At 66.4% G+C, this 13661-nt stretch carries 14 protein-coding genes; 5 read left to right on the forward strand and 9 right to left on the reverse strand.

What is annotated here, in order from left to right; all coding sequences use genetic code 11:
- Positions 1 to 111: 111 nt before the first annotated feature.
- The 5 genes from BLV15_RS02535 to dadA all read right to left on the reverse strand — a co-directional run bounded on the left by BLV15_RS02535 (position 112) and on the right by dadA (position 4126).
- Positions 112 to 534: a c-type cytochrome gene (locus BLV15_RS02535; RefSeq protein WP_175534272.1), complete on the reverse strand. Its 423-nt coding sequence runs from the start codon at positions 532 to 534 to the stop codon at positions 112 to 114.
- Between the two features lie 136 nt (positions 535 to 670).
- The gene (locus BLV15_RS02540; RefSeq protein WP_090224349.1) at positions 671 to 1219 is read right to left on the reverse strand and encodes a cupin domain-containing protein; all 549 of its coding nucleotides are present in this window, start codon (positions 1217 to 1219) and stop codon (positions 671 to 673) included.
- Positions 1220 to 1360: 141 nt separating this feature from the next.
- Positions 1361 to 2449 (reverse strand): alanine racemase, encoded by a 1089-nt coding sequence (gene alr / locus BLV15_RS02545; RefSeq protein WP_090224350.1) that lies wholly within the window; start codon positions 2447 to 2449, stop codon positions 1361 to 1363.
- A 53-nt stretch (positions 2450 to 2502) separates the two neighbouring features.
- A complete protein-coding gene (locus BLV15_RS02550; protein ID WP_090224352.1) occupies positions 2503 to 2853 on the reverse strand; it encodes a RidA family protein in 351 nt (116 codons plus the stop codon).
- Positions 2828 to 4126 carry a D-amino acid dehydrogenase gene (dadA, locus tag BLV15_RS02555; RefSeq protein ID WP_090224354.1) on the reverse strand — a complete coding sequence of 433 codons (1299 nt, stop codon included), beginning with the start codon at positions 4124 to 4126 and terminating at the stop codon, positions 2828 to 2830. The genes BLV15_RS02550 and dadA overlap by 26 nt, the downstream gene beginning before the upstream one ends.
- Positions 4127 to 4282: 156 nt before the next feature.
- Here dadA and dadR point away from each other — a divergent pair, with 156 nt between their 5' ends.
- Both dadR and BLV15_RS02565 read left to right on the forward strand, forming a co-directional pair.
- The gene (gene dadR, locus BLV15_RS02560) at positions 4283 to 4771 is read left to right on the forward strand and encodes a transcriptional regulator DadR (RefSeq protein WP_090224356.1); all 489 of its coding nucleotides are present in this window, start codon (positions 4283 to 4285) and stop codon (positions 4769 to 4771) included.
- 191 nt (positions 4772 to 4962) lie between these two features.
- Positions 4963 to 6285, forward strand: coding sequence for an NAD(P)/FAD-dependent oxidoreductase (locus BLV15_RS02565; RefSeq protein ID WP_090224357.1), 1323 nt, complete (start codon positions 4963 to 4965; stop codon positions 6283 to 6285).
- Between the two features lie 14 nt (positions 6286 to 6299).
- Here BLV15_RS02565 and BLV15_RS02570 read toward each other — a convergent pair whose 3' ends face one another.
- Complete coding sequence (locus tag BLV15_RS02570) at positions 6300 to 6578, reverse strand: DUF1127 domain-containing protein (RefSeq protein WP_090224359.1); 279 nt, start codon at positions 6576 to 6578, stop codon at positions 6300 to 6302.
- A 165-nt stretch (positions 6579 to 6743) separates the two neighbouring features.
- Here BLV15_RS02570 and BLV15_RS02575 point away from each other — a divergent pair, with 165 nt between their 5' ends.
- Both BLV15_RS02575 and BLV15_RS02580 read left to right on the forward strand, forming a co-directional pair.
- A complete protein-coding gene (locus BLV15_RS02575; RefSeq protein WP_090224361.1) occupies positions 6744 to 8162 on the forward strand; it encodes an aminotransferase-like domain-containing protein in 1419 nt (472 codons plus the stop codon).
- 99 nt (positions 8163 to 8261) lie between these two features.
- On the forward strand, positions 8262 to 9794 hold the full coding sequence (locus BLV15_RS02580) for a phospholipase D family protein (protein ID WP_245728122.1): 1533 nt from the start codon (positions 8262 to 8264) through the stop codon (positions 9792 to 9794).
- 202 nt (positions 9795 to 9996) lie between these two features.
- Here the strand turns inward: BLV15_RS02580 and BLV15_RS02585 are convergent, their stop codons facing one another.
- Together BLV15_RS02585 and BLV15_RS02590 are read right to left on the reverse strand one after the other, a co-directional pair.
- On the reverse strand, positions 9997 to 11145 hold the full coding sequence (locus BLV15_RS02585; RefSeq protein ID WP_090224363.1) for an MFS transporter: 1149 nt from the start codon (positions 11143 to 11145) through the stop codon (positions 9997 to 9999).
- Positions 11146 to 11363: 218 nt separating this feature from the next.
- Positions 11364 to 12854, reverse strand: a complete 1491-nt coding sequence (locus BLV15_RS02590; protein WP_090224365.1) for an aldehyde dehydrogenase — start codon at positions 12852 to 12854, stop codon at positions 11364 to 11366.
- Positions 12855 to 13038: 184 nt separating this feature from the next.
- On the opposite strand from BLV15_RS02590, the gene BLV15_RS02595 reads away from it, so the two are divergent.
- Positions 13039 to 13404 carry a cupin domain-containing protein gene (locus BLV15_RS02595; RefSeq protein WP_090224367.1) on the forward strand — a complete coding sequence of 122 codons (366 nt, stop codon included), beginning with the start codon at positions 13039 to 13041 and terminating at the stop codon, positions 13402 to 13404.
- Positions 13405 to 13503: 99 nt separating this feature from the next.
- Here BLV15_RS02595 and rpmG read toward each other — a convergent pair whose 3' ends face one another.
- Positions 13504 to 13659 carry a 50S ribosomal protein L33 gene (rpmG, locus tag BLV15_RS02600; protein ID WP_003284185.1) on the reverse strand — a complete coding sequence of 52 codons (156 nt, stop codon included), beginning with the start codon at positions 13657 to 13659 and terminating at the stop codon, positions 13504 to 13506.
- Between the last annotated feature and the right edge of the window lie 2 nt (positions 13660 to 13661).

A 13661-nucleotide genomic window follows, 5' to 3' on the forward strand; every position in this document is an offset into this window, starting at 1 on the left:
TTGGACCCGCCCGGATGCCGCTTTGATCCCCGCGGCGTGCCGAAGCCGGGGAGGCGAATCGCAGGCATGAAAAAGCCGCCCGGAGGCGGCTCTTTCAGCGAAGACGTGCGATCAGAGACCGGACATCTTCTTGACGGCGCCACGCAGGTCGTCATCGGAGCAGGTTGCGCAGGTGCCTTTCGGCGGCATGGCGTTGATCCCGCTGATGGCCTTGGCCAGCAGACCGTCGAGGCCACCCTGTTCGTCGGCACGGGTTTTCCAGGCCGCGGCATCACCGATCTTCGGTGCACCGAGCACGCCAGCGCCATGGCAGGCGTTGCAATGCTTGGCAATCACGTCGTCGGGGCTCATGCCACCGCCGGAAGCCGACGCGGCAACGGCGGCGACGCCCTTGCATTCCTGGCCGCTCACGCATACTTCGCCAACCGGCTTGAGGCGTGCGGCAATCTCATCATTGGTCGCAGCCTGAGCGCTCATCGCCCACAGGGCCAGCGCGGCGGCATTCGCCACCAGCATCTTGTTTATCCAGTTCACCCTTACACCCTCATCGTGGCTAGAAACGCTCGCGGCCACGGTTTCGCGAGCGGGCGCCAGTATACCGATAAGCCCGCCCAGCCGAAACAACCCTGCGCCATGCATGGGCTTGCGGCATCGCGTCGCAGCCGTGGCCTCAGAAGTTGGCAGGGGTGGTGGCGCTGATCAGTCGCGCCGGCTTGTCGAAGGGGTTGCGGAAGCGGTGCGGCTTGTTGCTCTCGAAGTAGTAGCTGTCGCCGCTCTCGAGCACGAACAGCTCGCCGGAGACGGTCAGTTCGAGGCGCCCGTCGATCAGCATGCCGGCCTCTTCGCCGTCATGGTTGAGCATCTCCGCGCCGGTATCCGCCCCCGGCGGGTAGGTTTCGTCGAGGAAGGCGATGGCGCGGCTGGGATGCGCCTTGCCGATCAGCTTCATGGTCACGGCGCCGTCGGAGATGTCGAGCAGCTCGCTGGCACGGTAGACCACCTGGGTCTGGTTGTCCTGTTCGAAATCCAGGGAAAAGAACTCCACCAGCGACATCGGGATGCCGCCGAGCACTTTCTTCAAGGAGCTGATCGAGGGGCTGACGCTGTTCTTCTCGATCATCGAGATGGTGCTGTTGGTGACGCCCGCACGCTTGGCGAGTTCACGCTGAGAGAGGCCTTTGTGCTTGCGGATGGATTGCAGTCGAACACCGACGTCCAATGGTTGAACCCTCCTCGAGGGGATAGCTGCGGTCGAAGTGGGCCGTATCATCGCACAGCGTTCGGAATTTACAACGCTGCGATCAGGTTTCCCGCACAAAAGCGCCGCAGCCCAGGATTCCTGGGGCCTGCAGAGGGGCCTTCAGTGGCCCGAATGGACGCGCGGTACGCGCTTCAGGTTGCACATCAGCTGGTAGGGGATGGTTTCGGCCCGGGCGGCGACCTCGCTCACCGAAACGGATTTGCCCCAGAACTCCACCCGGCTGCCGAGCCCGGCCTGCGGCAGGTCCGTCAAATCGACGGTGAGCATGTCCATCGAGACGCGCCCGATGAGCCGGCTCGGCTGGCCGTCGATGCTCACCGGCGTGCCGCTCGGAGCGTGCCGCGGGTAACCGTCGGCATAGCCCATGGCGACCACCCCGACGCGCGTCGGGCGCTCGCTGACGAAGCGTGCGCCATAGCCCACCGGCTCGCCGGCGGGCAGCTCGCGCACGCAGATGATCTTCGATTCGAGGGTCATCACCGGCCGTAGCCGATCGACCAACGGGTGCGCCTCTTCGAAGGGCGTGGCGCCGTAGAGCATGATCCCCGGCCGCAGCCAGTCGCTCGGGCGCTGCTGGGGAAAGAGCTGCGGCCAGCCCAGCAGCGCCGGCGAGTTGCGCAGGCTGACTTCCGCGGCCAGCCCTTCGCGGGCCGTCTCGAACACCGCGAGCTGCTCCGCCGTGCGGCCGTGGTCCAGCTCATCGGCGCGGGCGAAGTGGGTCATCAGCACGACCTTGGCCACCTTGCCGCTGGCCAGCAGCCGCCGGTGGCCCTGCTGGAACTCCGCCGGATGCAGGCCGACGCGGTGCATGCCGCTGTCGAGCTTGAGCCAGACGCACAGCGGCCGGCTCAGCGCGGTGCGCTCGATAGCCTCGATCTGCCAGCTCGAATGCACCACGCACCACAGGTCGTGCTCGGCGATCAGCGCCAGTTCATCGGCCTCGAAGAAACCTTCCAGCAGCAGGATCGGCGCGCGGATACCGGCGGCGCGCAGCTCCAGCGCTTCCTCGATCATCGCCACGGCGAAACCGTCCGCCTCGTCGGCCAGCACCGCCGCGCATTCCAGCGCGCCGTGGCCGTAGGCATCCGCCTTGACCACGGCGAGGGCGCGCGCGCCGCCCACTTCGCGGGCCAGGCGGTAGTTGTGACGGAAGGCTTGCAGGTCGATCAGGGCACGGGCGGGGCGCATGGTTCGGGACTTCTGAAGGATTGAAGGAGGCCCGGCGCGCGGCCGGGCAGCGGTCAGGCCTGAGCGGCGATCACGCTCATTTCCACCCGCACACGCGGGTCGTAGAGCGCGGCCTCGACGCAGGCGCGGGCTGGCGTGGCGCCCTCGGCGACCCAGGCGTCCCACTCCAGGTTCAACCCGGCGTAGTCGGCCATGTCCTTGAGGTAGATGGTCACCGAAAGGATCTTCGACTTGTCGCTGCTCGCCTCGGCCAGAAAGCGGTCGATGTTGGCCAGGGTCTCGCGGGTCTGCGCGCGGATGTCGCCGGCGTAGTCGTCGGCCAGTTGCCCCGCCAGGTAGACGGTGCCGTTATGGATGACGATTTCGCTGAAGCGTTTTTCAGTGCGCAGGCGCTGGATGGACATGCTTGTGGGTCTCCTGTGAGTTGCCGTAGCGGGTGATGTCCAGGCCTTCGGCGCTGATCTGCGGGCGCTTTTGCGCCATCAGGTCGGCGAGGAAACGGCCGGAGCCGCAGGCCATGGTCCAGCCCAGGGTACCGTGTCCGGTATTGAGGAACAGGTTGCGGAACGGCGTAGCACCGACGATCGGCGTGCCGTCCGGGGTCGCCGGGCGTAGGCCGGTCCAGAACTCGGCCTGGGCGAGGTCGCCGCCCTCGGGATAGAGGTCGTTGACCAGCATCTCCAGGGTGGCGCGGCGGCGCGGGTTGAGGCTCAGGTCGAAGCCGGCGATCTCGGCCATGCCGCCCACGCGGATGCGGTTGTCGAAGCGGGTCATGGCGACCTTGTAGGTCTCGTCGAGGATCGTCGAGCTGGGCGCCATCGCCGCGTTGGTGATCGGCACGGTCAGCGAGTAACCCTTGAGCGGATAGACCGGTGCGCGGATGCCCAGCGGTTTGAGCAACTGCGGGCTGTAGCTGCCCAAGGCCAGCACGTAGCGGTCGGCGGTTTCCAGCTTGCCGTCGATCCACACGCCGTTGATCCTGTCGCCGGCGAAATCCAGGCGCTGGATGTTCTGCCCGAAGCGGAATTCGACGCCCAGCGCGCGGGCCATTTCCGCCAGCCGCGTGGTGAACATCTGGCAGTCGCCGGTCTGGTCGTTGGGCAGGCGCAGCGCGCCGGCGAGCTTGTCGGTGACCTTGGCCAGCGCCGGCTCGACCCGGGCGATGCCGGCACGGTCGAGCAGTTCGTAGGGCACGCCGGACTGTTCCAGCACGGCGATGTCCTTGGCCGCGGCGTCCAATTGAGCCTGGGTGCGGAACAGCTGGGTGGTGCCGAGCTGACGGCCTTCGTAGGCGATGCCGGTTTCCGCACGCAGTTCGTCGAGGCAATCGCGGCTGTACTCCGAGAGGCGCACCATGCGTTCCTTGTTCACCGCGTAGCGCGCCGCCGTGCAGTTGCGCAGCATCTGCGCCATCCACAGGTACTGCTGAACGTCGCCGGTGGCCTTGATCGCCAGCGGAGCATGCTTCTGCAGCAGCCACTTCATCGCCTTGAACGGCACGCCGGGCGCCGCCCAAGGCGAGGCGTAGCCGGGCGAGACCTGGCCGGCGTTGGCGAAACTGGTTTCCATGGCAGGCGCGGGCTGACGGTCGACGACCGTCACCTCGAAGCCGGCACGGGCCAGATAATAGGCGCTGGCGGTACCAATGACACCGCTACCGAGAACCAGAACACGCATGCTGCCTCCTCGCCCGGACGCCATCCGAACGGCTAAGTTTGTCGAACCCGAATGTGCGGCAGTATATGGAGCAATAAGCAGTGATTTTGACTATTTAAAAAGCTATATTTGGCGACAAATCTGGGCCGAAAGGCTTTTTGTGGAGGGCTATCTCCTGTGAGAACTCAGCACCAATCGCGCCGCGAGCTGGACAAGATCGACCGCAACATCCTGCGCATCCTGCAAGAAGAAGGCCGCATCTCCTTCACCGAGCTGGGCGAGCGCATCGGCCTCTCCACCACACCCTGCACCGAGCGGGTCCGCCGGCTGGAGCGCGAGGGCATCATCATGGGCTACTCGGCGCGGCTCAATCCGCAGCACCTGAAGTCCAGCCTGCTGGTGTTCGTGCAGATCAGCCTCGACTACAAGTCCGGCGACACCTTCGAGGAGTTCCGCCGCGCCGTGCTCAAGCTGCCCCACGTGCTCGAGTGCCACCTGGTGTCCGGCGACTTCGACTACCTGGTGAAGGCGCGGATCAACGAGATGGCCTCCTACCGCAAGCTGCTCGGCGACATCCTTCTCAAGTTGCCGCACGTGCGCGAATCGAAAAGCTACATCGTCATGGAAGAGGTGAAGGAGAGCCTCAACCTGCCGGTGCCGGACTGATTTAGAAGGCGCCTATTCCTCGGACGGTGAGCCGGCCGATCGGTTCGCCTGGCAGTGAAGCGCGCTCGCCGCGCCAAAGCCGATCCAGCGGCATCCTGACACTTCCGCCACGGCCTCCGGGCCTTGATGCTCGACGGTGTCCCCCCTATGCTGCGTAAAATTTTCCACACACCCTAATCAGGATTTCACACATGAGCGCTCGCGTTCGGCTTCCGGTGCACACGGATCGGCATGCTCCTTCCTATTACACCGCCACCGCCAACCAGGCGCTCAGCTACCCGCCGCTGCGCGACGCCCTGCGCGTCGACGTGTGCATCGTTGGCGGCGGCTTCAGCGGGCTAAATACCGCCATCGAACTGGCCGAACGGGGGTTCTCCGTGGCGCTGCTGGAGGCCCGGCAGATCGGCTGGGGCGCCAGCGGACGCAACGGCGGCCAGCTGATTCGCGGCGTCGGCCACGGCGTCGAGCAGTTCCGCCCAGTGCTCGGCGAGGACGGCGTACGCTCACTCAAGCTAATGGGCCTGGAAGCCGTGGAAATCGTTCGCCGGCGCATCGAGAAGCACGCCATCGACTGCGACCTGACCTGGGGCTACTGCGACCTGGCGAACAAGCCGGCCGACCTGGCCGGTTTCGCCGAGGACATGGCCGAGCTGCAGGGGCTGGGCTATCGGCATCCGCTGCGCCTGCTGCAACCGGGCGAGATGCACAGCGTGGTGGGCTCGGACCGCTACGTCGGCGGGCTGATCGACATGGGTTCCGGCCACCTGCATCCGCTCAACCTCGCGCTCGGCGAGGCCGCCGCCGCCGCCGCGCTGGGCGTGCGCCTGTTCGAACATTCCGAAGTGATACGCATCGAGTACGGCGACGGGGTGAAGGTGCATACCGAACAGGGCCGGGTCTGCGCCAAGACCCTGGTGCTCGCCTGCAATGCGTACATCAACGACCTGGAGCCGCGGCTCGGCGGCAAGGTACTGCCCGCCGGCAGCTACGTGATCGCCACCGAGCCGCTTTCCGAGGACCAGGCACAGGCGCTGATCCCGCAGAACATGGCGCTTTGCGACCAGCGCGTCGCGCTGGACTACTATCGCCTGTCCGCCGACCGCCGCCTGCTGTTCGGCGGCGCGTGCCACTATTCAGGCCGCGACCCGGCGGACATCGCCGCCTACATGCGACCGAAGATGCTCAAGGTCTTCCCGCAACTGGAAAACACCCGTATCGACTACCAGTGGGGCGGGATGATCGGCATCGGCGCCAATCGCCTGCCGCAGATCGGCCGCTTCGCCGATCGCCCCAACGTGTATTACGCGCAGGCGTATTCCGGCCATGGACTGAACGCCACCCACCTGGCCGGCAAGCTCCTCGCCGAAGCCATCAGTGGGCAGCAGGGCGGCGGCTTCGATCTGTTCGACAAGGTTCCGCACATCACCTTTCCGGGCGGCAAACGCCTGCGCTCGCCGATGCTCGCCCTGGGCATGCTCTGGTACCGCTTCAAGGAAGCCACCGGGCTGGCGTGACACGGGCGTCGCCCTCACCGGTCCGGGCGCGTCCCGCGTCCGGTCTCGCGCCAGAGCGTCCAGATCGACTTTTCCGCCTCGGCCAGCGCATCGGCGCGGCTCAGGCCGATGTCGTGCAAGGCGTGGCGGCTGAGGCTCAGCAGCGCCTTGCGGGTGCGCAGGGCGCGCCAGAACACCACCCAGCGCCCCTCGCCCACCGGCGCGGCCGGCACCAGGCGCAGCGTCGGGCGCCGATCCTCCAGCACCGGTACGGGTTCGACGAGTTCCTCGCAGCTTTTGATCGAGTCGCGCATGACGCTCTCCTTGCCTTCATCTGTATGGGAGAACATCATTGCGTCCATCGAAAAACCGATACAGATTCAGCGTATAGAAATTTACCCCATACAGCCGGGCGAAAATCACCTCTGAATCGATAGTTTTTGACGTATCTGTACTGATTGCAGAGGAATCCTCACTCGATGACGCTTTACCAGAACCTTGCCGATGTGATCGGCGCCCGCATCGAGCAGGGCCTCTACCTGCCCGGTGATCGCCTGCCGTCGGTGCGCGCGCTGAGCGTCGAGCACGGAGTCAGCCTGAGCACCGTGCAGCAGGCCTACCGGCACCTCGAGGACCAGGGCCTGGCGACACCGCGGCCTAAGTCGGGCTACTTCGTGCCCGCCGCGCGCCAGGCGCCGGCGCTGCCCAACGTGATCCGCAACGCGCAGCGGCCGGTGGAGGTCTCGCAGTGGGATCAGGTGCTGGAGCAGATCGGCGGCGAGCCCAGCGAGAAGCTGATCCAGCTCGGGCGCGGCCGCCCGGACATCAGCAGCCCGACGCTGAAACCGCTGCTGCGCTCGCTGTCACGGCTGGGCCGGCGCCAGGACCTGAACACCCTCACCTACGGCAACATCTATGGCGACATCGGCCTGCGCGAACAGATCTCGCGGCTGATGCTCGACTCCGGCTGCCAGATTCCGGCCACCGAGATCGTCGTGACCACCGGCTGCCACGAAGCGCTGTCCGCCGCCATTCGCGCCCTGTGCGAGCCCGGCGACATCGTCGCGGTGGACTCGCCGAGCTTCCATGGCGTGATGCAGGCGCTCAAGGGTTTCGGCATGAAGGCCCTGGAGCTGCCCAGCGACCCGCTCACCGGGATCAGCCTGGAGGCGCTGGAGCTGGCCCTGGAGCAGTGGCCGATCAAGGCCATCCAGCTCACCCCGACCTGCAACAGCCCGCTCGGCTACATCATGCCGGAGGCCAACAAGCGCGCCCTGCTGACGCTGGCCCAGCGCTACGACGTGGCGATCATCGAGGACGACGTCTACGGCGAACTGGCCTACCGCTACCCGCGCCCGCGCACCATCAAGTCGTTCGACGAGGATGGCCGCGTGCTGCTCTGCAGCTCCTTCTCGAAAACCCTGGCGCCCGGCATGCGGGTCGGCTGGATCGCCCCTGGCCGTTACCTGGACCGCGTGCTGCACATGAAATACATGGGCACCGGCGCCACCGCACAACTGCCGCAACTGGCGCTCGCCGAATTCATCAGCGGCGGCCACTATGAACCGCACCTGCGGCGCATGCGCGCACAGTACCAGCGCAGCCGCGACGTGATGATCGAATGGATCGCCCGCTACTTCCCAGCCGGGGTGAAGGTCAGCCAGCCGCAGGGCAGTTTCATGATCTGGGTGGAAATGCCCGAGGGCTTCGACAGTCACCGGCTGAATCGTACCCTCGCCAGCCAGGGCATACAGATCGCCACCGGCAGCATCTTTTCCGCGGCGGGAAAATACCGGAACTGCCTGCGGATGAACTACGCCAGCAAGCCGAGCGCGCCGATCGAGCAGGCGGTGCGCGCCGTCGGCGAAGCGGTGGCGGCGCAGATGGCTGAAAGTTGAGCGGCGCGATTGCCCGCCCCAGAGCCCTCGCGCCGCTTCGCTGAATCAAACCGCGAGAGAGCCGTCTAACCGCTAGGTTGAACGTAGCGGGAGGCTACTTTGCGTCGACATCTGCTGTTGCTGGTTGCGCTACTGCTGACCGCCTGCGCCAATCACGTGCCGATCGAGCCCAGCCAGGCATTGCCGGCCAAGGATTCGCCGCTCGGCGCCGCCCTCATCGCCCAGTCACGGCAGCACCCGGCAGGACAGTCCGGCTTTCGCCTGCTGTCTTCCAGCACCGAGGCGTTCATCGCCCGCGCCGAGCTGATCCGCGCCGCCCGGCAGAGCCTCGACCTGCAGTACTACATCGTCCACGACGGCCTCAGCACCCGCGCGCTGATCGACGAGTTGCTCAAGGCCGCCGACCGCGGCGTGCGCGTGCGCATTCTCCTAGACGACACCACCAGCGACGGCCAGGACGACGAGATCGCCCTGCTCGGCGCCCACCCGAACGTCCAGGTACGGGTGTTCAACCCGCTGCACCTGGGCCGCGCCACCGGCATCACCCGCGCCTTGGGGCGGCTGTTCGACGTCACCCTGCAGCACCGCCGCATGCACAACAAACTCTGGCTGGCGGACAACGCCGTGGCGGTGGTCGGCGGGCGCAACCTGGGCGACGAGTATTTCGACGTCGAGCCGAACCTGAACTTCACCGACATCGACCTGCTCGGCGCCGGCCCGGTGGCCGAACAGCTCGGGCAGAGCTTCGATCAGTACTGGAACAGCGCGCTGAGCAAGCCGATCGAGCAATTCGTCAGCTTTCCGCCCAGCGCCCGCGACCTGGCGAAGACCCGTCGCGGACTGACCGACTATCTCAACGCGGCTCAGATCGAGCAGCGCGAGAACTACCAGCGACTGATGGACTACCAGGACCACCCGCGCCTGGCAGGCTGGCTGAACGAGCTGATCTGGGCGCACGGCAGCGCGATGTGGGATGCACCGACCAAGATCCTCAAGAGCGAGCCCGATCCACAGTTGCTGCTGACTTCGCAACTGGGCCCTGAGCTGACCAATGTCAGCGAGGAGCTGATGCTGATCTCCGCCTACTTCGTGCCCGCCGAGGATGGGCTGACCTACCTCACCGGGCGCGCCGACGCGGGCGTTTCGGTGAGCCTGCTGACCAACTCGCTGGAGGCCACCGACGTGCCTGCGGTGCACGGCGGTTACGCGCCCTACCGCAAGGCGCTGTTGCGTCACGGGGTGAAGCTCTTCGAGCTGCGCCGGCAGCCGGAGCAGGAGGCGTCCTACAACCTGAGCGGCTCCTCGGAGTCCAGCCTGCACAGCAAGGCGCTGGTGTTCGATCGGCGCAAGGTGTTCATCGGCTCGCTGAACTTCGACCCGCGCTCGATCCTCTGGAACACCGAGGTCGGCGTGCTGGTGGACAGCCCGGAGCTGGCCGGCGAGGTGCGCCGCCTGACCCTGGAAGGCATGGCGCCAGCGCTCAGCTACGAGGTGCGCCTGGAGAACGGGCGGCTGGTGTGGATCGCCGAGGACAATCGTCGCCTGCACCGCATCGACAGGGAGCCGGGCGGCGCCTGGCGCCAGTTCAACGCCTGGCTGGCCAAGGTCATCGGGCTGGAACGGTTGCTGTAGCCAGGCAACGCAGCGACAGGCTGATGCCAAGGCCAAGGTCATCCGATTGACAGTAGGGTGGGCTTCAGCCCACCGAGATATGCCGGCAGGTTGGTGGGCTAAAGCCCACCCTACGAGATTGGCGATCAGCGGTATCGCACCCTCCCAAAGGCATCGCCAGCAAGCTGGCTCCTACGAAGAGCAGGAGCAGACGGCAACCGCCCTACGTCTTCTGCGTCGACACCTCGATGAAGCCTCCCGGGCGCCGGATCAGCCAGACGAACACCGCCGCGCCCGTCGCCATCACCAGCGGCAACGCATGCCCGCTGAGCCACTGGCTGGCCGCGCCGGTGAGCAGCGGGCCGACCAGGCAGCCCAATCCCCAGAGCTGCGCCACGTGCGCATTGGCGCGAACCAGTTCGTCGTCGCGATAGCGCTCGCCGATGAGGATCAGCGACAGGGTGAACAGACCGCCGGCGGCAGCGCCGAACAGCACCAGCAGCGGCCAGATCACCGAGGTGTGCAGCAGCAGCGGGATGCTCAGGCTCGACACCAGCAGGAGCACGCCGCACGCGCGGAACAGCGCGCCGCGGGACATGCGGTCGGCGAGCAGGCCGATCGGCAGCTGCAGCGCGGCATCGCCGACCACCACCACGCTGGCCATCAGCAGCGCCACCTCCTGGGTGAATCCCTGGCGCAACCCGTAGACCGGCAGCAGGGTCAGCATCATCGCCTCGAAGGCGGCGAACAGCGCCACCGCCCAGGCGATCGCCGGAAGCTTGCGGCAGAAGGCGAACAGGCCTCGCCCGGAAGCGCCATGGGCATCCACGCGCGGCGCGCCGGAGCGGCCGAGCAGCACCAGCGAACCGCCGACCAGCAGGCCGGTGCCGGTCCAGAACGCCGAGTCGTTGTCGGTGCCGAGCAGGCTCAGCAGCAACGGCCCGGACAGCTGGCTCAGCGCATAGCCGGTGCCATACAGGGCCACCAGGCGGCCGCGCCATTTTTCCGGGGCCAACTGGTTGATCCAGCTTTCGCCGAGGATGAACACCATCGTCAGCGCCACGCCGATCCCCAGGCGCAACGCCAGCCATACCGCGTAGTGCTGCACCAGCGCCAGCAACGCCACCGACACCGCGCCGAGCAGCAGGCAGGTCTGCATCAGCCGCGTGGTTCCCAGCCGGGCGGCGAGATGGCCGGCCAGCGACGCGCCGAGCAGCACGCCGACCGCTGGCGTCGCCGCCATCACGCCGATCGCGAAATTGCCGTAGCCCCAGCCCTCCAGGCGCAGCGACACCAGCGGCATGGTCACGCCCAGCGCCAACCCGATGCTGATCACCGCCGTACAGACGGCGAAATAAGTCCCCCAACGCATGGTCGATCTCTCTTCTTTCACGGCAGCAAAGCAAACGGCCGGGCTTCCCAAGGAAACCCGGCCGCAGGTAGGGCTCGCAACGAGCCGGCCCCGTGTACCGGGGCGGACCTTCTTCTACGCGGGTCAGGCCCGCTGAGCGTGTTCTGGAATCTGCCGGAGCCTCGCGAGCGACAGGCGAGCCTGCGCTCAACGCCGCGCAGCAGACGCCGAACAGGCCGTTACAGCTTGATCCAGGTGGACTTCAGCTCGGTGTACTTGTCGAAGGCGTGCAGCGACTTGTCGCGACCGTTGCCCGACTGCTTGAAGCCACCGAAGGGCGCCGTCATGTCGCCGCCGTCGTACTGGTTGACCCACACGCTGCCGGCGCGCAGCGCCTTGGCGGTGAGGTGCGCCTTGGACAGGTTGCTGGTCCAGACCGCCGCGGCCAGGCCGTAGACAGTGTCGTTGGCGATGGCGATGGCTTCCTCGACATCGTCGAAGGCGATCACCGACAGCACCGGACCGAAGATCTCTTCCTTGGCGATGCGCATGGCGTTGTCCACGCCATCGAAGATGGTCGGCTCGACGTAGGTGCCGCCGGTTTCCTCCAGCACCCGCTTGCCGCCGGCGACTAGCCTGGCGCCGTCGTCGTGACCGGCCTGGATGTAGGACAGCACGTTGTTCATCTGCGTGGTGTCGACCAGGGCGCCGACGCTGGTGGCCGGATCGAGCGGGTTGCCCGGCTTCCAGGCCTTCAGCGCCTCGATCACCAGCGGCAGGAACTGCTCCTTGATCGAGCGCTCGACCAGCAGCCGCGAACCGGCGGTACAGACCTCGCCCTGGTTGAAGGCGATGGCGCTGGCGGCGGCCTCGGCGGCGGCCTTGAGATCGGGCGCGTCGGCGAAGACGATGTTCGGGCTCTTGCCGCCGGCTTCCAGCCAGACGCGCTTCATGTTCGATTCGCCGGCGTAGACCATCAGCTGCTTGGCGATCCGCGTCGAGCCGGTGAACACCAGAGTATCGACGTCCATGTGCAGCGCCAGCGCGCGGCCGACCGTGTGGCCGTGGCCGGGCAGCACGTTGAGCACACCGGCCGGGATGCCCGCCTCGATGGCCAGCGCGGCGATGCGGATGGCGGTCAGCGGCGATTTTTCCGACGGCTTGAGGATCACCGAGTTGCCGGTGGCGAGCGCCGGGCCGAGCTTCCAGCTGCTCATCAGCAACGGGAAGTTCCACGGAACGATGGCGGCGACTACGCCAACCGGCTCGCGGGTGACCAGGCCCAGCTCGTCATGCGCGGTGGCGGCGACCTCGTCGTAGATCTTGTCGATCGCCTCGCCGCTCCAACGTAATGCGCGGGCGGCGGCGGGAATGTCGACGGCCATGGAATCGCTGATCGGCTTGCCCATGTCGAGGGTCTCCAGCAGTGCCAGCTCCTCGCCGTTGGCTTCGATCAGGTCGGCGAAACGGATCATGATCGCCTTGCGCCGGGCGGGCGCCAGGCGCGACCAGATACCGGACTCGAACACCGCGCGGGCGTCGGCCACGGCGGCCTCGGCATCGACCTTGTCGCAGCTGGAGACTCGTGCCAGCAGGCGGCCGTCGACCGGGCTGATGCACTCGAAGGTCTCGCCGCTGGCGGCGTTGCGGTAGGCGCCGTGGACGAAGGCGCGGCCTTCGATGTGCAGGGCTTTGGCGCGCTGTTCCCAGTCGCTGCGGGTCAGGGTCATGGGGCAATCCTCTTCGTTCGTTGGACGCTGGCGCGAGTGCGGCACCGTCGCGCAAGGGTGCCGGCCACCCTAAACCACAGGCGCCGGGGTTTTCAATATTTTTTACAGCGCAGGGCAAAAGCTCTTCTCATGTTCGTTTTATTAAACATAAACTCGGAACTTTCCTCTTTTCGAGCTTCCGAGCATGTCCATCGAACAGATCGTCGACCTCGCGCACTCCAGCGCCCCACTCGAGCAGTACCGCCCGGCCGCGGAAAAAATCCTTTCCGGCGATCCCGCCCAGGGCGTGCGCAACGTCTTCGCCAGCCCCTGCGGGCAATTCAACGTCGGCTTCTGGGAGGGCGAGCCCGGCCACTGGACGGTGAACTACAGCGAGCATGAGTACTGCGAGATTCTCGAGGGCGTCTCGGTGCTTCACGCTGCCGACGGCGGCAGCCGCACCGTGCGCGCCGGCGACCGTTTCGTCATCCCGGCCGGCTTTCAGGGGAGTTGGGAAGTCGTCGAACGGTGCCGCAAGGTCTACGTGATCTTCGAGCAGGCGACCCGCTGAGCGCGCGCGGGCTGGCGAGATCCGAACAGGCCCTCAGGTTTCCTGCAGGCAAGAAAAAGCCCGCCGATCGGCGGGCTTCTTCCATCAAGGGCCGATCAATTACTTGATCTTGGCTTCCTTGTAGATCACGTGCTTACGAACGACCGGATCGAATTTCTTGATTTCGATCTTGTCGGGCGTAGTGCGTTTGTTTTTGTCGGTGGTGTAGAAGTGGCCGGTACCGGCGCTGGACACCAAACGGATCAGATCACGCATGT

The sequence above is a fragment of the Pseudomonas kuykendallii genome (assembly GCF_900106975.1).
Lineage (GTDB): Bacteria > Pseudomonadota > Gammaproteobacteria > Pseudomonadales > Pseudomonadaceae > Pseudomonas_O > Pseudomonas_O kuykendallii.

What these genes read in the sequence shown, in the direction of transcription:
- alr (WP_090224350.1), bottom strand. Translation starts at nt 2,449, where the DNA reads ATGCGCCCCGCCCGTGCCCTGATCGACCTGCAAGCCTTCCGTCACAAC.
- BLV15_RS02550 (WP_090224352.1), bottom strand. Translation starts at nt 2,853, where the DNA reads ATGTCCATCCAGCGCCTGCGCACTGAAAAACGCTTCAGCGAAATCGTC.
- dadA (WP_090224354.1), bottom strand. Translation starts at nt 4,126, where the DNA reads ATGCGTGTTCTGGTTCTCGGTAGCGGTGTCATTGGTACCGCCAGCGCC.
- BLV15_RS02565 (WP_090224357.1), top strand. Translation starts at nt 4,963, where the DNA reads ATGAGCGCTCGCGTTCGGCTTCCGGTGCACACGGATCGGCATGCTCCT.
- BLV15_RS02570 (WP_090224359.1), bottom strand. Translation starts at nt 6,578, where the DNA reads ATGCGCGACTCGATCAAAAGCTGCGAGGAACTCGTCGAACCCGTACCG.
- BLV15_RS02575 (WP_090224361.1), top strand. Translation starts at nt 6,744, where the DNA reads ATGACGCTTTACCAGAACCTTGCCGATGTGATCGGCGCCCGCATCGAG.
- BLV15_RS02585 (WP_090224363.1), bottom strand. Translation starts at nt 11,145, where the DNA reads ATGCGTTGGGGGACTTATTTCGCCGTCTGTACGGCGGTGATCAGCATC.
- BLV15_RS02590 (WP_090224365.1), bottom strand. Translation starts at nt 12,854, where the DNA reads ATGACCCTGACCCGCAGCGACTGGGAACAGCGCGCCAAAGCCCTGCAC.
- BLV15_RS02595 (WP_090224367.1), top strand. Translation starts at nt 13,039, where the DNA reads ATGTCCATCGAACAGATCGTCGACCTCGCGCACTCCAGCGCCCCACTC.
- rpmG (WP_003284185.1), bottom strand. Translation starts at nt 13,659, where the DNA reads ATGCGTGATCTGATCCGTTTGGTGTCCAGCGCCGGTACCGGCCACTTC.